The sequence below is a fragment of the Saccharicrinis fermentans DSM 9555 = JCM 21142 genome (assembly GCF_000517085.1).
GTDB classification, from domain to species: Bacteria; Bacteroidota; Bacteroidia; order Bacteroidales; family Marinilabiliaceae; genus Saccharicrinis; species Saccharicrinis fermentans.
On record NZ_KI912107.1, the window covers coordinates 739,546 to 758,038 of the forward strand.

Consider the following 18,493-nt stretch of genomic DNA (forward strand, 5'->3'; position numbering starts at 1 on the left):
ACTGCGAGTGTACCAACAAACGCAGTATGCATTGTTCTTTGTTTACTTACCGCTTATTTCTTAGTTATCACTATTTGTTCTGCTTCTTTTCCAACAATCATTTGGTTAAATTGTCTTAAATCGGCATACTCATTTTCTGGAAAAATAGTTTGGTTGATTTCGTATTGATTGATTAAGCGAATGGTTTTCTCTTGCGAATGAACGGAGAATTTATAACGGGCAGCTCTGTTGGGCATCGAAATCGCTAATTTCTGTGGTAATTCATTCACCGCATATCCCTCCGGAAGTATTATTGTTATGATAATATTTTCTTTAATGGGGTAGTTGTAATCAACCGGATAAGTGCGTTCTTCTCTTTTAAATACATTTTCTGTTATTTGCTTGATTACTTTCGGATTCAGAAAAGCCATATCACCTGCTTGATTGACCCTGTGTTTTGTCTTTACCTGCTACAATCTGAGAGCTTACTCTAAAACTAAATCTTTCATGCGTTTTATTTTCGGTTTTGGTAACGGGTAGGTATCCTTCGATCCAGTTCTTGTAGAGGTACCAATCAATAATATCAACCCTATATTCAGAATACAATGTAGGTATTGTTTTTTGAAAATACCAAGACAGAAGATTAAAGTAAAATGGACTTTGAACCACATACTTTGATTCTAATATGCCGTTGGGTGAGCATTAATATTTTATCTTGTTCAATGTTAAAATAGGTCTGTCCTATAGCCCCAAGCATCACGGCACTGGCATTACTGTCAATCGGACAGCTCGTCATGTCAATTTCTTTTTGGGTGATTTTCCCATATTTCATATAGGCTTTATCAGCATATACTTTGGTGGAAAGAAATAAGATTAGTATTAACGTTAAGAGTGAGGTAAATGATTTCATAAATAGAGTTTTTGACTTTTATGTTTAGAAGTTTTATTTACAATATAACAAAAAAAAACCACAAAATAAAAGACCTTTCTTGTATTTGTAGGAATGTTAATTGAATTTTTATTACATTATAAATCATTTATCGCTTTTGTTACAAAATGTTAGAATAAAATGAGTAATCACAAAAATAAAATAGGAATTATCTCCTTACTGATCTCTATTCTGGGATTAATAACTGTTCAATGGTTGATCTCTGTTGAGTTTTTATTACATCCTTATTGGTATATCTTGTTGTCGGGTTTTGAGGCGGCAACTATTGGTGGGGTTGCAGATTGGTTTGCTGTAAGTGCTTTGTTTCATGAAATTAAGATTCCTTTTGTGAAAAAACATACCAATATCATTGTTCGTAATCGTGTGAAGCTAACTGAGGGGGTGGTAGATTTAGTTACGAATAAATGGCTGGCACCCGAGATTATTAAAGAGAAGATTGCTGAATTCTCTATTGTTAAAAATATAATGGAAGCTTTGCGTCTTCCAAAGAATAAAAAACGGGTGGTTGGCTTTTTTAAGGATACTTTAGTCAGATTGACGCGAGAATTGGATACTCCGGAAATGGTTGGTTTTATTCAATCTATTATGAGAGAGCAAATGAAAGACCTCAATGTGGCAAGTCCTGTTGGTTCATGGATGAAAAGGTCAATCCATGAAGGAGCGCATGAACCCTTATGGCGCATGGTTTTTTCCTCGGCACAAAAAACTATTTTTGATAATACAACACGGCTGGCTATGCTCAACTTGGTGGAGAAGCAGTTGCAAGAATATAAGCGTGAAGGACTGTTTAAAGGGATTTTTCTGGGTATTGCAGGTGGATTGGGAGTGATGAACAGTGAGGTGATATGTGATAAGATATTGACTTCAATGAATAGTTTTATAGAGCACGCAAAAGATGATCCAAAGCATCAACTTCGTATGAAAGTTGAGGATCGCGTTTTGCGGTTTTCTGAGCAACTTATTTCCGGCGATCCGGAAGCGGTAAAGATGATGGACGTTTGGAAACAAAAAATTATTAATAATACCGATGCGCAGCATATGATCCGAAACCTTTTGTCAAATTTGCGGGAGTCCTTGAGTCATCAACTAACTAAAAATGAATCGGAGATTTCAGGTTTTATAGAAAAGAATATGGATAAAGTATTGCTAGAGTTGGAAGGAGATAAGGATAATCAGGATAAGATAGATCGATGGTTAAGATTTAATATTAGTGAACTGATAGTTAAGTATCATCCCGAAATAGGGGAGATGGTACGTCTGAGCCTGACAAAGCTTGACGATGTAGAATTGGTTAGTCAGATTGAAGATAAAGTAGGAAATGATCTTCAATTTATTCGACTAAATGGTGCCGTTGTGGGTGGTTTGGTGGGCGTGTTCATTGCAACTCTGCGGTTAATGTTGTAACCCGAAAAATGTATTAGAAAATATTTTGAGAATAAAATTGGAAGCCATTGGTTTGCTCTATAACCTGTTTTATGAGAAGATGAGAATGTTTGTTGGTAAAGTTTTTATTGGTGATGGATGAGTCTGTTATGCTGCTTGTTATGAGTGTGGAAGTGTCTAGTGTAAGATAATGAAATAATGAAAAAAATTATGATTTTAATCAAGTATTGCAAATTCCTTCTTACATTTATGGCCTTTTTAAAAATCAAACATTACTTATCGTGACAAAATTATCATACGAAAGTGGCGCTTCGGATAAACCTTTATTGGGCGTTACTATCTCAGAAAAACTAAAAGAAACCGTCGAAAAATATCCCGACTCTGAAGCCTTGTGTGTTCCTTACCAGAATTACAGGGTTACCTATAAAGAGTTTTGGAAGGATGTGGAAGAAGTGGCCAAAGGTATTTTAAGCTATGGGCTAAAAAGAGGCGATCGCGTAGGGATTTGGTCGGCCAACCGTTTTGAGTGGGTGTTGGTTCAGTTTGCTACTTCGCGCATTGGTGCCGTGATGGTGAATATTAATCCTGCATACAAAGCATCAGAACTTAAGTATGCCCTCAGGCAGTCTGAGGTTAGACTATTGATCATGTCCAAAGGGTTTAGGAAAACAAATTATACCGAGATATTGAATGAGGTAAGGGCCGAATGTATACATTTGAAACATATTGTGGTTATTGATCATGATTGGAATACCATGCTAGGAGCAGGAAAGAAAATAACCACAGAACAACTGGAATCTATAGAGCGAGAGCTTCAGTTTGACGATGCTATTAATATTCAGTATACATCTGGAACTACCGGTTTTCCTAAGGGAGCTACTTTATCGCACCATAATATATTGAACAATGGATATTTTATTGGTGAACGATTAAGATATACAGAAAAGGACAAGGTGTGTATTCCAGTGCCGCTTTATCATTGCTTTGGAATGGTGCTGGCTAATATGGCCTGTATCACTCACGGAGCATGTATGGTACTAACGGGTGAAGCTTTTGACCCCGAGGTGGTCATGCAGACTGTTCAGGATGAGAAATGTACTTCGTTATATGGTGTTCCTTTAATGTTCATTGCGGAATTGAATCATCCACGATTTGAAGAGTTTGATTTTTCAAGTTTGCGCACAGGAATAATGGCTGGAGCATCATGTCCAGAATCTGCGATGAAAGCGGTCCGTGAAAAAATGAATATGAAGGAGGTGGGAATCTGTTATGGTATGACGGAAACATCACCTGTGAGTACACAGACTTTTGTGGATGATAATGAGTATCGAAGGTGTGCTACCGTGGGTAAAGTTCATCCTCATCTTGAACTGAAAATCATAGACCCCCAGAGCGGTAATATTGTACCCCGAGGCACGATGGGCGAATTATGTACGCGAGGATATTCTGTGATGTTAAAGTATTGGAATAATCCGGAAGCAACTGCTTCTGTAATTGATGAAGGGCGTTGGATGCATACTGGTGATTTGGCAGAAATGGATGAGGATGGATATGTTAAAATAGTTGGTAGAATTAAAGATATGATTATAAGGGGGGGGTGAGAATATTTCACCTTTTGAGGTGGAAGAGTTTTTACATCAGCATCAAACGATTAAAGAGGTTCAAGTGATTGGTGTTCCTGATCAAAAATATGGAGAAGAAGTGATGGCCTGGATTATTCTAAAAGATGGGGTGCAGGTTAGTGAAGATGAGCTAAAAGCATATTGTAAGGGGCAAATTGCTACCTACAAGATTCCAAAGTATTGGAAATTTGTGTCTGAGTTTCCAACAACAGTAACAGGAAAAGTGCGTAAGGTTGAAATGCGTGATATATCGGCAAAAGAATTGGGGTTAACACAGCGAAAATAAGAGTTGTTTGGCATTTGGATGGTTTATGAAATAAGCTAATAATGATTTTTCAGGGGAAGACCTTGGTCTTCTCCTTGTTTTTAACGCTTCTCCGTCAGCAAAAATATTAACGGAAGTTTCAGAAGGCAATTCAGAGGTGTTGTTGATGTAAAGTTCTTCTTGTTTAGATTAACAAAAATATTTGCATGACAACTATAAACAACATTTATGCCCAACTTTTGGCACTGACCCGCTATTTTAAAGGACATCAGAAATACCTGATCATATGAATCAACATGTTATTATTTCCTCAAAATAAGGATGTCATTTTCGAAAATCAAAGGTCTACTTTCGTTTTATCAAGGAGATGACGTACGATCAGATAGTAAAGGGTAATTTTTGGGTGAGTTCAATGCCTTTGGGACTCACTTGCGCGATGTAAGGAAAAATCTCAACACCCATTTCATATGCTTCTTTGAGGGCCATGGCATAGTGCGGATCAATTTCACTGGCTGCACCAAACGAATGGATGTCTTGTCTTTGAATCACATAGAACATAATGGCTCTCATACCTTCTTTTTTTACTTCCATCAACGTTTTTAGATGTTTTTGTCCTCTGGTAGTTACTGCATCCGGAAATAGTGCCTTGTTGCCTACTTTCATGGTTACGTTTTTTACTTCAATAAAACATTTTTCCTGATCGTTTTCAGCATAGACGTCAAAACGGCTGTTACCAAATTGAACCTCTCTTTTTACCTCTGTATATTTGTTGATGCCAGCAATTTTTTGATCTCTGATGGCTTCATATACTAATAAGTTTGGGATGCTGGTGTTTATTCCAATCCAATGATTATGTATGAAAATCATTTCCCAAGTAAATTTTGTCTTACGCTTGGGATCTTTGGCAGGTGAAAGGTAAACTGGAGCCCCTTCTTCAATACATGTTTTCATGCTTCCTGAATTGGTGCAATGTGCCACTACAATACTACCGTCCTCGAGTTCAATATCTGATAAAAAACGTTTGTAGCGTCTTATTAATTTCCCGGGAATCAAATCCATATTAAATTTCATGTAGCTCTTAATTTTTTAAAACTTACTGTCTATTTACTTTTATCTATCAGCACCTAATGTAAAATTATTATTTTTGTCAGCAAAAAATTATGGAATGTAGAGTTGGATGTGCGGCTTGCTGTATTGCCCCATCAATATCTTCTCCTTTACCAAAAATGCCTCAAGGAAAGCCGGCCATGACACCATGTGCACATCTGACTGAGGATTATAGATGTGAGTTATTTGGTAAAAAGGAGCGCCCCAAGGTATGTGGAGGATTTAAAGCGGAACCTGATTTTTGTGGACGAGATAGGGATGAAGGTATACGTATTTTATCTAGTCTGGAATAAAGGGGCTTAGGATACATCAGTTCATTGCGTACATTTTAATCTTGATATTGTTGGAGTATGAAAGTTGTTGGAAAAATTATTTACCAAATTTATAAATGGATTATTTTTATTCCAGTCTTTGCAATAGCCAGTATCGTTTTTTCGTTGGGAGCAGCATTGTTTGCTGTACTGGTGTCGCCTGCAGCAGGTAGTATGAGCGGAGTGATGTGGGCTAAAACAGTTGCTTTTTTTACGCCGATGCGTGTTAAAGTATCAGGGAAGGAGAATATTAAGAAAGGGCGATCTTATGTGATTGTGGCTAATCATCAAAGTGCCTATGATATCTTTGCCTTATATGGATTTCTAGGAATTGACTTTCGATGGATAATGAAAAAGGAATTGAGGCACGCTTTCTTTATTGGTCCTGCCAGTGCTAAAGTAGGTCATATTTTTATAGATAGGTCTTCGCCCAAAGCTGCTTTTGATTCTATCAATGAAGCCAAGGAGAAACTAGTTAATGGTACTTCTGTTGTTATTTTTCCTGAAGGAACACGTAGCGGAAGTAATACTGTTCGGCGCTTTAAAAGTGGTGCCTTTAAAATGGCTGAGGAATTAGAACTGCCCATCCTCCCGGTTACCATCAAAGATACGCATAAAGTATATGGTGGAGGGATTTTTAATGTACATCCCGGAAAAGTACATCTTACAATTAATCCTTGCATAGATACTTCAAAATATAAGGGTGATATTCATGGCCTAATGGCAGACACGAAAGAGGCTTTGATAGCTCCTATCAAAGAGTATAATTGATTTTTTGTTTCAAGAGGTAGCTGTGATGGAATGGATATTCATAGCAAAGGAGATAGTAATAACTGAATGGTCAGGTAGTTCATTGTTTTCATTGATGTTAAAAATTTGCTTGGGCCTTTATTTTTATTTTTTCATGACTGACAGGGTGTCTAAATTCGAGATATTCAGCATGTAGATATAATCGATTACTTTTAATGCCATATAAATCATCTCCAACAATGGGGTGGTTTAAACCTAGGTGATGAGCCGCATGAACCCTAAGTTGGTGTGTTCTGCCTGTAATAGGGAAGAAGTGTACGCGTGTTTTCCCATCTTTTCGCTCTATTACTTTAAACTTTGTTCGGGCCGCTTTCCCGTATTCATAACATACCAGTTGGCGAGGACGGTCATATAAATCAACACGCAACGGTAATTCTATAAAACCTTCATCACTTTCAACTATGCCATCAAGTAGTGCCACATATCTTTTTTGGATGGTTCTTTCTTCAAATTGTTTTTGGAGTATTTTATGGGCTTCCTTATTCTTGCATGCCAAAATTAGTCCTGAGGTAGACATGTCTAAACGGTGTACAAGAAGTGGTCCTGTGGCTTCAGGGTATTTCTGACGTACCCTGCTAGCGACGGAATCTTCTGTATTTTTACCCGGTACCGATAAAAATTCGGGTGGCTTATTGATCACCAATATATCATCATCTTCGTAAACAATATTCAGTTCTTCAGTTTGCATTTTGGGGGATTGTATCGGATTATCATCCATTTTAATTCCCTTTAGCATATGGGTCAATATGGGTTCGCATTTGCCTTTGCAGGAGGGGTAAAAGTTTTTGTGTTTTCTAATTTCCGATTTAGGACTTTGTCCCCACCAAAATTCTGCCATAGCAATGGGTTTTAGCTGATGTGCAAAGGCAAATTGAAATAATTTTGGAGCGGCACAGTCGCCAGCACCTGCCGGAGGAACCTTTTGTGAAGTGTTTGCAAATATTTCACTAAGCCCTTTGGTTTCGCCATCTTTATTTAAAAATTGGTATTGATCAAAGAGTTTTTGCTGTAAGGCAGCCGATCGTTTTTTTCTTTCTTCTTTTAGTGAATTAATTTTGAGGGTGAAAGATTTTAGCTGTTCCTCATTTTCAATGTGCTTTTTTTGCCAGTGTTTTTTTAGTTGTTTGTAATCATATTGTTGTTGAAGGCTCTCCTGTTTAAGGGTTTCTTTTAGTTGCTCGTAATTGCTTTGATCAAGCTTTTCTTTCTCTTGGTTTCGGCGTTCTTTGCGTGCGTCTTTGGCTTTTTTCATCCATTGTCTGAAGGCTTTTAATTCTTGTTCAGACTGATCAGCTTCTTCTTGGAGTGTTGTTTTACATTTGAGATAGTTGTGATCGTTTTCAAGGGCCTGAATGGTATGATTAATATGGCTTATTTGCTCTTCTTCTTTTTTAAAGAAGCCATCTTTGTTTAGTAGGTCGTAAATGGGTGGCACAAAGCCAGGGAGGTCGTTGGAGTTGGCCAGTTTGCCACTGAAAGCACATAAGAACCCCAATTGACCATTATTTTTTTGAACTACCAGTACGCCAAACATTTTTCCAATGTTGGTTCCTGTTACGGGGTGATCTATGCCAAAATCATGGTGCCAATTATTTTGTGTGAGCAGGTGTTGTTGTAGTTGTTTGGCTGCTTCGATGCACAATGGGTGGGGCTCATAATAAAATGGATATGTGAATTTGTCGGGTAATGAAATGTGACTTATGTCCTGATTAAAGTGGATGAAATAACTATTAATGGCGTGCTCTTTTTGCATTGCTTACAGATAAAATAATGGCAAAAATACAAAGGAATATGGTAAAAACGTCTACTTAAGGTATTAAAGTGTATTTTGCAAGAAGAGAAGCCAATATGGCGTTGCGTAATAATGTTTTAATTGGTTAGCTCTTTGAAAGATGCCATTGTTAGTCCTGTCTGCTATTTGTTTGAATGAATGCTTCCCATGAGTGTTTGTCAAATAGTTGCTTTTGCAGACTGTGTATTGGTACGAAACGAGCGTTTGATATTTTTGTATGTCTCGAATAATTAGTATATATTATTAAAAATATTAGAAAAAGGGTATCTTTATTGGTGTATTGCGAAGCGGAAGAGAAACGAGTCGTCAATACGTTTTTTTTAGTTAGAATGGCCTATTCGGTGAGTTCCGGATAAGCGTTGAAAGATAAATTTATACATATGAAATGAGCCATGAGAGTAATCTCTCACACAGAAGAATGATTATTCCGGCGAGTTCCATATGGTAATTGAAAAACAAATTATAATCATATGAAAAGAATTATATATGGACATAGGGTGGATATAGAAATTTATAAGGCCCTTTTGGAGGAAGCCGACATTACGTGTTTGGTTAAGAATGAATTTGAAGAAGCTGCGAGTGCCGGGTTTGGCTCTGGTTTGCCCGGTAATGCCGATTTATTTGTTGATGAGAGTGATTTTGATAAGGCTGAAACAATTATAAATGCCTATAAAGAGTCTAATGAATAAATGGTTATGAAGAAAATTGTTTTATTGGTGGGTGCATCTTATGGCTTATTATCTGTTGTATTCGGAGCCTTTGGTGCACATGCTCTAAAAAAGATATGGAGTGTAGAAACCTTGCAAAGTTTTGAAACAGGCGTTAAGTACCAAATGTATCACGCTTTGGTGTTGTTGTTGATTGGTTTCTATTTTTCTTTTTCTACAAAAGTAGAAAATAGCATGGCTTGGTTTTTTATTTTGGGTACCTTCTTATTTTCGGTGAGTATATATTTGTTGGCTTTTGCAAAGACCTGGAATATTTCATTGAGTTGGTTGGGGCCTGTTACTCCGTTGGGCGGTTTGTTGCTTATTCTGGGGTGGGTGTTTTTGTTGGTGAATATTTATAATGAATTTTAATGTAGAAAAGACTTAAAACTATTGTTTGGTAAGGTAGTTTTATGGATTGTTTCGTAAGTGAGAAAAAAAGTCTCTGTGAATAAGTTCTTTCGAGGCCTTGCTCACAGAGAATTTAAATGGTTGTATTTTAGCGACTCTATTTGAGCTTATTTTCGTTCTTGCTTTAGTTCTTCTTTTAGTTTCTTCATTTCTTCTTTTAAAGCTTTCATTTCTTTTTTGAGTTCTGCAGTTTCTTTTTCTTGTTCAAGTATTTCCTTCTCGTTGTATATTCCTATCGTATCTAAGGATTGTCGATATTCAGTTTGTATCAATGAGTCTATGTTGATATTTTCGATGTGGTCGCCCGCCAGTTCAATGGCAATATTGGCTGCTTCTAATGATGTTTCAACAATGGCATCAATGTCTATGTTTTTAAGTATTTGATTTGCAATATCTAATCCTGATTCGGCTGCCTCCAACGATAGCTGAGTGATGGCTTCAATATTTTCTCTATCTTTTGCGTCTTTTATGTTCTTTTTGTTTTCTTTTGCTGCTTGTTTGATTTCTTTCTTGGCTTCTTTTAGTGCGGCTCGGATTTCCTCCTGGATGGAGTCAGTCTTAATTTCATGGATGGCCTGATCTATTTCTAGTTGTGCATCATTCATTTCGGCTTTTATTTCTTCAAAATTAATATCTTGTAAAGCCAAATTTATTTCTTCCATGATTTTACTGGAAAGCGATTGATCATTTTCTGAGAGTGCGATCTCCATGGCTTGTTCCATTTCTTGTGAGAGCTCTTCCTTTTCTTTGGCCAATGCCATATTTTTCTCCAGTTCTTCCATGATGCTGTCTTGCACTGCTTTTGCTCTTGCAGGAGCAAGAGGTGGGGGTGGAGCAAGTGCTTGGATAGAGTCTTTGCTATTTGAATCTGGTGAATATAGGGGAGCGCTGAATGAATTCCCCACAGAGAAGGATACAAGAAAGATACTGCTTATGATGATACAGACGGCAATAAGACCTTCGGAAAAGTTTGTTTTCATGACTCTTTGTTTTTGAATTCGTTTAATTCTTTCTAATAGACTTCCTTTCTTTTTGCTGAAAGCCATGGAAAGATTATCTTGTTGATAACTAAATATATGAGCGTGAGCGAGTGCCTTGGCATAGGTGACTTCATCGCCAGTAATGTCTATGGCAATATCATCGCAAGTATGCTCTCTTTCTGTTCTTATGTGTTTGGAAATAACCCAAATGGCCGGGTGGTAAAAAAATAGTATTTCTATGACTGTTTGAATAATGTTAAATAGATAGTCATTACGGACTATATGAGCCAGTTCGTGTGCGATGATTGCTTCTATTTCTTTTTCGCTTAAGCCAGAAAAAGATTTAATGGGAAATAAAATAATGGGTTTTAAAATGCCGAGAGTTAGAGGAGAAGTAGTGTGTGGTGATTTATATGCTTTTACCTCTCTTGTGATGTGTAATGTTTTGGCCAGGATTTTTAATTTTTCCATCCATTTTTCTTCAAAGGGAAGTAGTTGCAGTGATCTTAATCTGCGATTATAGGCTAGTCCTCCAAGTAATCTCGCTGTGAATAGTCCGATACCAATTAACCATATGGTCAAAAAGATGGGGAAACTACGTTGAAACCATGCTCTTATTTTTACAATTTTTATAGTGTAGTTTGAAGAACTAATAGGTATGGTTGCTTTTTCATCAATGGATTGGGTTATGTTTTTAAAATAAGCAGGATTATGCAGTAGCTCACTTTTTATCTCCTGTTTTTCCAGTGCATAGCTGTATGCATTTGCAAAAGTCGAAATTGACCAGCCTAATAGGGTCACTAGTGCAGTGAAGGATATGAAATACCTTACTTGTGCACTTCGACGATTTAATATGGACAATAGAATTAGTAGTGCTGATAAAATTATAATTCCTTGCCAAAGGGCATGAATAATCGTCCATCCAAGCGCTTCCGTGATAACTGGTGAAAATATGCTTTGCATTGAATACATGATAAATCAGATTAAGTGGTCATTTATTTTTGGAATGTGATCCTGGTTTTATTTTGAGGGGGTTTCGTTTTCCATATGTTCTATGATTTGCATAATCTCTTCCATTTCTTGTTTCGACGTTTTTTTATTGCCTAGTAACTGCATCACTAATGAACTGGCAGATCCACCAAATGCTGAGTCGATAAAGCGATCCAACAACCGCCCTCTGGTTTCTTCTTTTTCGTAATTGCTGTAATATAAATGACTTTTACCATTAGGTTCTCTTCTTAATAATCCTTTGGTAGTCATCTTCTGCATAATTTTTAAAGTAGTGGTGTAGCCAACTGCTTTTGTTTTGCAAATAGCGTCGTGTATTTGTTTTACGGTTAGGGGTTCTTTTTTCCATAAAATATTTAAAACTTCCAGCTCTGCTGTGGTAGGTGCTATTTTTTCCATCTTGTATTATTTATTACGACAATTGTCGTACAAATATATACGACAATTGTCGTAATTCCAAATTGTCGGGTGATTAATTCATTTTGGACGGATAGATGACGGATGTATTTGAACATCGCACGTGATTCGTGATTTTTTTTAAAAAAAATACTGTTTATCGCAAACGGTTGAAATATGAGGATCTCGTTATAAGTGCATGTATGGTAGATGTGTAGTGGTTTTGGAGGGAGTGGGATATTATTATCTTTGAGTAAATAAACCAAAATTATCATCCATGATTACAAGAAATATACTGATAGTACTGAGTGTTCTATCAATGATTGCCTGTTCACAAAAGGAACAGGCAGAACAAGTGGAAGCTCCGTTTGTATGGGAGAATGCCAATGTATACTTTTTATTAACTGACCGCTTTAACAATGGAGATAGGTCCAATGATATTCATTTTGAGAGGGATAAAAAGACCGGTCTTTTACGTGGTTTTATGGGCGGTGATTTTAGAGGCATTATTCAAAAAATAAAAGCGGGCTATTTCAATGATCTGGGAGTGAATGCTCTTTGGTTTTCACCCATTGCCGAACAAATACATGGCAGTGTTGACGAAGGTACAGGTAATACTTATGGCTATCATGGTTATTGGGCGAAGGACTGGACCCGTATTGATCCTAATTGGGGTACAGAACAAGAGTTTGCAGAATTAGTAGATGAAGCCCATAAGCGTGGCATAAGGATAGTGATGGATGTGGTGGTTAATCATACAGGGCCGGTTACAGATAAAGACCCTTTGTATGGTGATCAGTGGGTTCGAACTAAGCCGACTTGTAGTTACGAGTCCTATGAGTCTACAGTTCACTGTACGCTGGTGAAAAATTTACCTGATATTAAAACGGAGAGCAACCAAGAGGTGAATCTGCCGGATATGTTAATAGAGAAGTGGACTAAGGAAGGACGTCTGGAAGAAGAAATGGAGGAATTAAATGCCTTTTTTGCAGAAACAGGTTATCCTAGAGCACCGCGTTTTTATATTATGAAGTGGTTGACGGATTTTGTGCGAAAATATGGTGTGGATGGCTTTAGAATTGATACCGCAAAACATACTGAGGAATCCATTTGGGCCGAGTTATATGAAGTGGCTAAACGTGCTTTTTCAGACTGGAAAGCAGCTAATCCTGATAAGGTATTGGATGACAATGAGTTTTATACCGTTGGAGAGGTGTATAACTATGGTGCTTCGAGTGGGCGGATGTTTGATAATGGTGGGGTTCAAGTGGATTACTTCGCCAATGGGATGGATGCATTGATTAATTTTGAATTTAAAGGCGATGCCCGAAAGGATTATGAATTTGTGTTTTCTAAATACTCTAGAATATTAAATAATGAGTTGAAGGGTAAGTCGTTATTGCATTATTTGGCTTCTCATGACGATAGTCACTCCTTTGACAGAGAACGGAAGATGGCCTATAAAGGGGCTAATTGTTTATTGTTAAGTCCAGGTGCTGCGCAAATATATTATGGTGATGAAACGAACCGCCCTCTCATCGTGAAAGGAACGATGGGTGATGCTACTTTACGCTCTTTTATGAACTGGGATGACATAGCGGCCAATACAGTTGTAAATGAGGTGGCAACACAGGACTTGTTAAGTCATTATCAGAAGCTGGGTAGATTTAGGGCTGCTAATCCATCTATTGGAGCCGGTGTGCATACGCAAATAAGTGCAGAGCCATACGTTTTTAAAAGAGAATATACCAAAGGAGACTATGTGAATAAGGTGGTGGTTGGTCTTGATTTGACTCCGGGAAAAAAAGAGATTCCTGTGGGAGATGTTTTTGAAAATGGCACAGTGATAACAGATTACTATTCGGGTGTAAAAGCGAAAGTTAAAGAAGGTAAAGTAATCATTGATTCTCCATTCGATTTGTTGTTGTTGTCTTTGTAAAAGTACTTCGTAAGTTAACAAGGGGCTTTTCTTTTTTAGGAGAAGCCCCTTGTTTTTTGTTGTGTTTCAGTATGGTAGTTTTATTCTGCCAGTTTTATGTATAAATGTTTGGGTAAAAGTTGTATTCATCTACATTTACCTTATTTTTGTGACCAATCATAAATAATAAATGATTGTAGTGCTTACTTGCAGATATTCATGTTTTCGATAATTGTAAAATTTATATATTTATTGCTGGTATTGGGTAAGGAATGTTTTTATTAGTGTGTTGCTTAATACTTAGTAGTTATTTTTTATTAATAAAATGAAGCTTAATTTAAAGAATCCCATCGTATTCCTAGATCTTGAAACTACCGGAATAAATGTTGCAACAGATAGAATTGTTGAATTTGCCGCCATTAAAATTAATTTGGATGGTTCTGAAGAAACACAACGGTATGTGATAAATCCTGAAATGCATATCCCTAAAAAAACATCCGAAATACATGGTTTCTATGACGAGGATGTAAAGGATAGTCCAACATTTAAAGAAGTAGCCAGAAAAGTGGCTAAGTTTATCGAAGGCTGTGACTTGGGAGGATATAATTCCAATAAATTTGATATTCCCTTGTTAGCAGAGGAATTTATACGTGCCGGTGTTGATATAGAAATGAAAAAGAGAAAGTTTGTGGATGTGCAGACTATTTTTCATAAAAAGGAAAAACGGACTCTCGAGGCGGCTTATAAGTTTTATTGCGAAAAAGATTTGAAAGATGCCCATAGTGCAGAGGCTGATACAAGAGCTACTTATGAAGTATTAAAGGCTCAATTGGATAAGTACCCCGATTTAAAAAATGACATCGATTATTTAGCCGAGTTTTCTTCGTATAATAAACATGCCGATTTTGCAGGGCGTTTGGTGTTTGATGAAGATGGAGATGAGTGTATTAACTTTGGAAAACATAAGGGCAGAAAAGTGAAGGACGTTTTAGATTCTGATCCGGGTTATTATGGTTGGATTATGCAAGGTGATTTTCCATTGTACACCAAAAAGGTAATTACAAATATTAAACTAAGGGCATTTAATAAGTAATGAAGATAATTTGTATTGGACGTAATTATGTGAACCACGCCAAGGAACTGGGGAATGAAGTCCCTGAAGAACCTGTCATATTTTTAAAGCCGGATACCGCTTTGTTGCGAAATAATGATCCTTTTTTTGTACCCGACTTTGCTGAAGAGTTTCATTACGAAACTGAGATGGTAGTTAAGATCAATCGACTGGGAAAGAGTATTGCGCCTCAGTTTGCACATAGATATTATGAGGAGATTGGTATGGGGATTGATTTTACTGCACGCGATTTGCAAAGTAAATTAAAAAGCAAAGGACTACCGTGGGAGCGTGCCAAGGCTTTTGATCATTCGGCAGGTATCTCTAAAAACTTTATATCGAAACATCGCTTTAAGGATGTTCAAAATCTGAATTTTTCCTTATTGATTAATGGTGAAGAACGGCAAAAAGGATATACGGGTGATATGTTGTTTAAGGTGGATGATATTATTGCTTATGTATCTAAATTTTTTACTCTTAAAATTGGAGACTTGATTTATACTGGTACTCCGGCAGGTGTTGGAAAGGTAAATATTGGAGATCGTTTTGAAGTGTTTCTCGAAAATGAGAAGATGATGGATTTTTTGATTAAATAGTTGTTGCGCTTTTGTTTGTTGCCGTAGTGTTTTCCGTGTAGGTGCAATTATATTCGAAATGATTTTACGTTAATAAAATAGTAATGAAAAAGAGATGCAGCTGGTGTGAAGGTTCTGATTTGTATAGATCATACCATGATAAGGAATGGGGGATGCCTTTGCATGATGATGATAAATTATTCGAATTTCTTGTTTTGGAATCATTTCAGGCAGGTTTGAGTTGGTCAACCATACTGAATAAACGGGAAGCATTCCGCTTGGCATTTGATGATTTTGATGCTGCTAAAATAGTCAATTACAATGAGGAGAAAATTTTTGAGCTTCTCAATAATGCTCATATTATTCGGAATCGGTTAAAAATTAACGCAACAGTGCATAATGCTGAAACTTACTTGCATATTAAAAAGAAATATGGCTCTTTTGATAAATATATTTGGCAATTTACAGATTTTAAAGTGATAAAAAATGCTTGGTCTACCGAAGATGATATTCCTCCCACATCACCCGTGTCAGATAAAATGAGTAAGCAGTTAAAAAAGGATGGGTTTAAGTTTGTGGGTACAACAATCTGTTATGCTTATCTTCAGGCTATTGGGGCTGTCAATGATCATATTACCTCATGTTTTAGATACCATGAAGTAGGTGTTTAAGTTTATGAGAGTTCTTGTTTAGTGTATGTTTGGAGGTAGAGCTTATCCTAAAAATTATGTTACAACAAGCTCTGTGTAGAGCTTGTTGACAAATTGCGTATAAGCGATGAATTTAATAGGAACACATACTTGCTCCTTTTAGTATTCATCGTCATCATCTTCCAATACATAATCTTGATCTATATAAAAATCTGAATTGTCAAAATCAAGATTGTCAAAATCATCATCCATAGCATCATATATGGAGATTTTTTTACTTACTTTCCCAGATTTAGATTTAACCGGTTTTAAACCTTTTCTGTCATCAAATTCATGATAAGCTGAGCGCTTATTGCTCTTCTTACTAAAATTCTGTTTTGATTTCATAATGTTTAAGCTACTAAATTTCACTATTCACCCATTGTATATTGGGGCCGGGTGCAGCCGGTTTATAAAAAAACAATTGTAAAATATTATTTAAAGTAAGCAGCTCAACATGATATGTTGAGCCAATAGGGGTATTTCCTATGTTGAAAATATTTGAATGTGAATAATATGGAATATTAAGCGTATTGAATATATTGTTCCAATGTTCGTATAGACGAACAAAGAAACAGAAAGGACTTGAATTAGAAATGAGTCCTTGAGAGACGAATGTTATCATCCTCCGGTACATGAATTTTAAGAATGTAGAATTCTCCATTTCAATAGTTAATACCGGCGGTTAATCTTCTGTTTTTTTTGACGCCATGATGTGTCTAATACAAATCTTCTTCATCAAAGTAATAATCATCGTCAAAACCATGAAATCCTTCTCCTAGGATTTCACCGAAGTCATCGGCTAACTCTTCTTGTATTTTAGTAGTCTTGTTTCTGTTAACAGGATTTGGACGATTCCCTTTTTTTTCTTCAAAATCTTCATGTGAAGAAACTTTTGATTTTCTGGTTTCTACTTTTCTCGATTTCATAATCAATCCTCCTAATATTTGATATGGTATATGTTGGTATTACAAATTTAAAATTAGTTAGCTTGTATTATTTTTACTCGAATCTACGTTAAAAAGTTCTGTTTTTAAAGATTTTTTTTCATGTTTTTTTTCAATATTGTAATATGGATTTATCGGTTTTTAACAACGTATAATTGGCCTGATGCATATCTTATTACTTTGATTTTTTCCCCTTTGTCTACCATACCTATTTCTGCCACAGCATCATATGTCTCATCATTTATCAGTACTTTGCCCGAAGGACGTAAGGTCGTTTGGGCAAGACCAACGGCACCAATCAGGTGTTTGGGTTCTGTATCTACTCCTATATAACCTAAATCCATATCCTGTGAAATTAGTAAGGCTACCTTTGCTAAAGGCCCGCTTGTAAAGAGTTTTTGGCTTAAGGGGATGGCTACAATAAAGGCTAAGAATGTTCCAGCCGACACGATGATGAGCGACATAAATAATTCATTGGTAGGTACATTGGAAAAATCAAATACCACATTGTCTACCAAGCTTAAGGTAAGTCCCGTAAAGACCAGTATTATTCCAGAAATACCAGCAATTCCAAAACCGGGTATCACAAATATTTCCAATGCAATAAGAACGATCCCGATCACAAATAATATAATTTCCCAATTGGCTGCCAGTCCGTCTATATATAATGGGGCAAAATAAAGAATGGCTGCAATGGCCGAAGCGAGCAAAGGAAAGCCTATGCCAGGAGATTGTAGCTCAAAATATAAGCCTCCAATAATGACCAATATTAATATGCCATGAAGGATAGGGTTGGTTAAAAATCCTTTCAGTCCATCATAAAAGGTGGGCTTGTATGTAATAATTTGATATTCGCGATATCCAAGTTTTTCAATGACTTCATTGATACTTTCTGCTTTTCCTTCGCAAAAACCATTTTCTATGGCTTCTAGCGTGGTGAAAGTGAGTATTTTTCCGGTATCTATAATTCCCTCAATGTAGATGCTTTCGTCTACCATAGCTTCGGCAATATGAGGATCTCTCTTCCAAACATAGGCAGTGTCTGTACCGTTAATAATAGTGTCTTTGCCGTGTGCCTCGGCGGTGGCACGAATGGTAGATCGCATGTAGCTTTGGTATTTGTCGGGCATTTTTTCTCCTGACTGATTGACCACAGTAGCAGCTCCTATATTGGCACCGGGACGCATGTAAATACTATCGCATGCTATTGAAATGAGCGCTCCTGCAGAAGCAGCATTGTTATCTATAAAAACATGAACAGGAATTTTACTGTTTAATATTTTTGTTCGAATGGAATCGGCAAATACGACTTGTCCACCATAGGTGTTCAGATGAAGAAGGATGACATCTGCATTTACTTTATTGGCTTCTTCAAAGGCAAATTGGGTATATATCCAGGAGGTGCTGCCAATTTCTCGCTTGATATCGAACTTGTACACAATAGCTTGATCCTGGAGGGTATCCTTTTGTGCAAAAGAGGTGGTTACGATGAGAAATAATACTATAATAGAGATAAGTTGTTTCATCTAAAAT

General features: G+C 36.7%; 20 protein-coding genes. 11 read left to right on the forward strand and 9 right to left on the reverse strand.

All coding sequences use genetic code 11. The annotated features are described in order from the left end of the window. Window positions 1-53: 53 nt before the first annotated feature. Both CYTFE_RS0103200 and CYTFE_RS24755 read right to left on the reverse strand, forming a co-directional pair. Window positions 54-410, reverse strand: coding sequence for a hypothetical protein (locus tag CYTFE_RS0103200; protein ID WP_027470631.1), 357 nt, complete (start codon window positions 408-410; stop codon window positions 54-56). Between the two features lie 212 nt (window positions 411-622). Continuing rightward, a complete protein-coding gene (locus tag CYTFE_RS24755) occupies window positions 623-889 on the reverse strand; it encodes a hypothetical protein (RefSeq protein ID WP_044262531.1) in 267 nt (88 codons plus the stop codon). Between the two features lie 159 nt (window positions 890-1,048). Between CYTFE_RS24755 and CYTFE_RS0103215 the strand changes: the two genes are divergently transcribed. The 3 genes from CYTFE_RS0103215 (at window position 1,049) to CYTFE_RS30610 (ending at window position 4,219) form a co-directional block, all read left to right on the forward strand. Then, window positions 1,049-2,332, forward strand: a complete 1,284-nt coding sequence (locus CYTFE_RS0103215; protein WP_027470633.1) for a DUF445 domain-containing protein — start codon at window positions 1,049-1,051, stop codon at window positions 2,330-2,332. Between the two features lie 260 nt (window positions 2,333-2,592). Beyond that, the gene (locus tag CYTFE_RS24760) at window positions 2,593-3,912 is read left to right on the forward strand and encodes an AMP-binding protein (RefSeq protein WP_200871382.1); all 1,320 of its coding nucleotides are present in this window, start codon (window positions 2,593-2,595) and stop codon (window positions 3,910-3,912) included. 19 nt (window positions 3,913-3,931) lie between these two features. After that, entirely contained in the window at window positions 3,932-4,219 is a 288-nt protein-coding gene (locus CYTFE_RS30610; protein WP_200871383.1) for an AMP-binding enzyme, read from the forward strand. A gap of 357 nt (window positions 4,220-4,576) precedes the next feature. Here the strand turns inward: CYTFE_RS30610 and sfsA are convergent, their stop codons facing one another. Beyond that, window positions 4,577-5,269, reverse strand: a complete 693-nt coding sequence (gene sfsA, locus CYTFE_RS0103225; protein WP_027470634.1) for a DNA/RNA nuclease SfsA — start codon at window positions 5,267-5,269, stop codon at window positions 4,577-4,579. An 89-nt stretch (window positions 5,270-5,358) separates the two neighbouring features. Between sfsA and CYTFE_RS0103230 the strand changes: the two genes are divergently transcribed. Continuing rightward, complete coding sequence (locus tag CYTFE_RS0103230) at window positions 5,359-5,598, forward strand: YkgJ family cysteine cluster protein (protein ID WP_027470635.1); 240 nt, start codon at window positions 5,359-5,361, stop codon at window positions 5,596-5,598. 57 nt (window positions 5,599-5,655) lie between these two features. Further along, entirely contained in the window at window positions 5,656-6,387 is a 732-nt protein-coding gene (locus tag CYTFE_RS0103235) for a lysophospholipid acyltransferase family protein (RefSeq protein WP_027470636.1), read from the forward strand. Window positions 6,388-6,484: 97 nt separating this feature from the next. Here CYTFE_RS0103235 and CYTFE_RS0103240 read toward each other — a convergent pair whose 3' ends face one another. After that, window positions 6,485-8,179, reverse strand: a complete 1,695-nt coding sequence (locus CYTFE_RS0103240; RefSeq protein WP_044213728.1) for an RluA family pseudouridine synthase — start codon at window positions 8,177-8,179, stop codon at window positions 6,485-6,487. Window positions 8,180-8,688: 509 nt separating this feature from the next. Between CYTFE_RS0103240 and CYTFE_RS24765 the strand changes: the two genes are divergently transcribed. Then, window positions 8,689-8,907 (forward strand): putative signal transducing protein, encoded by a 219-nt coding sequence (locus CYTFE_RS24765; protein ID WP_044213729.1) that lies wholly within the window; start codon window positions 8,689-8,691, stop codon window positions 8,905-8,907. Window positions 8,908-8,913: 6 nt separating this feature from the next. Next, window positions 8,914-9,297 (forward strand): DUF423 domain-containing protein, encoded by a 384-nt coding sequence (locus tag CYTFE_RS0103250; RefSeq protein WP_027470638.1) that lies wholly within the window; start codon window positions 8,914-8,916, stop codon window positions 9,295-9,297. 146 nt (window positions 9,298-9,443) lie between these two features. Here CYTFE_RS0103250 and CYTFE_RS0103255 read toward each other — a convergent pair whose 3' ends face one another. Next, window positions 9,444-11,288 carry a M56 family metallopeptidase gene (locus CYTFE_RS0103255; RefSeq protein WP_081735899.1) on the reverse strand — a complete coding sequence of 615 codons (1,845 nt, stop codon included), beginning with the start codon at window positions 11,286-11,288 and terminating at the stop codon, window positions 9,444-9,446. A 48-nt stretch (window positions 11,289-11,336) separates the two neighbouring features. Then, window positions 11,337-11,723 (reverse strand): BlaI/MecI/CopY family transcriptional regulator, encoded by a 387-nt coding sequence (locus tag CYTFE_RS0103260; RefSeq protein ID WP_044213732.1) that lies wholly within the window; start codon window positions 11,721-11,723, stop codon window positions 11,337-11,339. Window positions 11,724-11,997: 274 nt separating this feature from the next. Between CYTFE_RS0103260 and CYTFE_RS0103265 the strand changes: the two genes are divergently transcribed. From CYTFE_RS0103265 to CYTFE_RS0103280, 4 genes are all read left to right on the forward strand, one after another. Further along, window positions 11,998-13,659: an alpha-amylase family glycosyl hydrolase gene (locus tag CYTFE_RS0103265; RefSeq protein WP_027470641.1), complete on the forward strand. Its 1,662-nt coding sequence runs from the start codon at window positions 11,998-12,000 to the stop codon at window positions 13,657-13,659. A gap of 304 nt (window positions 13,660-13,963) precedes the next feature. Beyond that, the gene (locus tag CYTFE_RS0103270; protein WP_027470642.1) at window positions 13,964-14,731 is read left to right on the forward strand and encodes a 3'-5' exonuclease; all 768 of its coding nucleotides are present in this window, start codon (window positions 13,964-13,966) and stop codon (window positions 14,729-14,731) included. Beyond that, window positions 14,731-15,345, forward strand: coding sequence for a fumarylacetoacetate hydrolase family protein (locus CYTFE_RS0103275; protein WP_027470643.1), 615 nt, complete (start codon window positions 14,731-14,733; stop codon window positions 15,343-15,345). Before CYTFE_RS0103270 ends, CYTFE_RS0103275 begins: the two co-directional genes overlap by 1 nt. Window positions 15,346-15,428: 83 nt before the next feature. Beyond that, on the forward strand, window positions 15,429-15,995 hold the full coding sequence (locus tag CYTFE_RS0103280) for a DNA-3-methyladenine glycosylase I (RefSeq protein WP_027470644.1): 567 nt from the start codon (window positions 15,429-15,431) through the stop codon (window positions 15,993-15,995). A gap of 138 nt (window positions 15,996-16,133) precedes the next feature. Here the strand turns inward: CYTFE_RS0103280 and CYTFE_RS0103285 are convergent, their stop codons facing one another. The 3 genes from CYTFE_RS0103285 to CYTFE_RS0103295 all read right to left on the reverse strand — a co-directional run bounded on the left by CYTFE_RS0103285 (window position 16,134) and on the right by CYTFE_RS0103295 (window position 18,486). After that, window positions 16,134-16,361, reverse strand: a complete 228-nt coding sequence (locus CYTFE_RS0103285) for a hypothetical protein (protein WP_027470645.1) — start codon at window positions 16,359-16,361, stop codon at window positions 16,134-16,136. A 371-nt stretch (window positions 16,362-16,732) separates the two neighbouring features. Continuing rightward, window positions 16,733-16,942: a hypothetical protein gene (locus tag CYTFE_RS0103290; protein ID WP_027470646.1), complete on the reverse strand. Its 210-nt coding sequence runs from the start codon at window positions 16,940-16,942 to the stop codon at window positions 16,733-16,735. A gap of 149 nt (window positions 16,943-17,091) precedes the next feature. After that, on the reverse strand, window positions 17,092-18,486 hold the full coding sequence (locus tag CYTFE_RS0103295; protein ID WP_027470647.1) for an NfeD family protein: 1,395 nt from the start codon (window positions 18,484-18,486) through the stop codon (window positions 17,092-17,094). Between the last annotated feature and the right edge of the window lie 7 nt (window positions 18,487-18,493).

Bases quoted from the DNA above. Each gene is read 5' to 3' on its own strand.
- CYTFE_RS0103295 (WP_027470647.1), bottom strand. From the start codon at position 18,486: ATGAAACAACTTATCTCTATTATAGTATTATTTCTCATCGTAACCACC.
- CYTFE_RS0103290 (WP_027470646.1), bottom strand. From the start codon at position 16,942: ATGAAATCGAGAAAAGTAGAAACCAGAAAATCAAAAGTTTCTTCACAT.
- CYTFE_RS0103230 (WP_027470635.1), top strand. From the start codon at position 5,359: ATGGAATGTAGAGTTGGATGTGCGGCTTGCTGTATTGCCCCATCAATA.
- CYTFE_RS0103260 (WP_044213732.1), bottom strand. From the start codon at position 11,723: ATGGAAAAAATAGCACCTACCACAGCAGAGCTGGAAGTTTTAAATATT.
- CYTFE_RS0103265 (WP_027470641.1), top strand. From the start codon at position 11,998: ATGATTACAAGAAATATACTGATAGTACTGAGTGTTCTATCAATGATT.
- CYTFE_RS24755 (WP_044262531.1), bottom strand. From the start codon at position 889: ATGAAATCATTTACCTCACTCTTAACGTTAATACTAATCTTATTTCTT.
- CYTFE_RS0103235 (WP_027470636.1), top strand. From the start codon at position 5,656: ATGAAAGTTGTTGGAAAAATTATTTACCAAATTTATAAATGGATTATT.
- CYTFE_RS0103240 (WP_044213728.1), bottom strand. From the start codon at position 8,179: ATGCAAAAAGAGCACGCCATTAATAGTTATTTCATCCACTTTAATCAG.
- CYTFE_RS0103275 (WP_027470643.1), top strand. From the start codon at position 14,731: ATGAAGATAATTTGTATTGGACGTAATTATGTGAACCACGCCAAGGAA.
- CYTFE_RS24765 (WP_044213729.1), top strand. From the start codon at position 8,689: ATGAAAAGAATTATATATGGACATAGGGTGGATATAGAAATTTATAAG.
- CYTFE_RS0103280 (WP_027470644.1), top strand. From the start codon at position 15,429: ATGAAAAAGAGATGCAGCTGGTGTGAAGGTTCTGATTTGTATAGATCA.
- CYTFE_RS0103200 (WP_027470631.1), bottom strand. From the start codon at position 410: ATGGCTTTTCTGAATCCGAAAGTAATCAAGCAAATAACAGAAAATGTA.
- CYTFE_RS0103270 (WP_027470642.1), top strand. From the start codon at position 13,964: ATGAAGCTTAATTTAAAGAATCCCATCGTATTCCTAGATCTTGAAACT.
- CYTFE_RS0103215 (WP_027470633.1), top strand. From the start codon at position 1,049: ATGAGTAATCACAAAAATAAAATAGGAATTATCTCCTTACTGATCTCT.
- sfsA (WP_027470634.1), bottom strand. From the start codon at position 5,269: ATGAAATTTAATATGGATTTGATTCCCGGGAAATTAATAAGACGCTAC.
- CYTFE_RS0103250 (WP_027470638.1), top strand. From the start codon at position 8,914: ATGAAGAAAATTGTTTTATTGGTGGGTGCATCTTATGGCTTATTATCT.
- CYTFE_RS0103255 (WP_081735899.1), bottom strand. From the start codon at position 11,288: ATGTATTCAATGCAAAGCATATTTTCACCAGTTATCACGGAAGCGCTT.
- CYTFE_RS0103285 (WP_027470645.1), bottom strand. From the start codon at position 16,361: ATGAAATCAAAACAGAATTTTAGTAAGAAGAGCAATAAGCGCTCAGCT.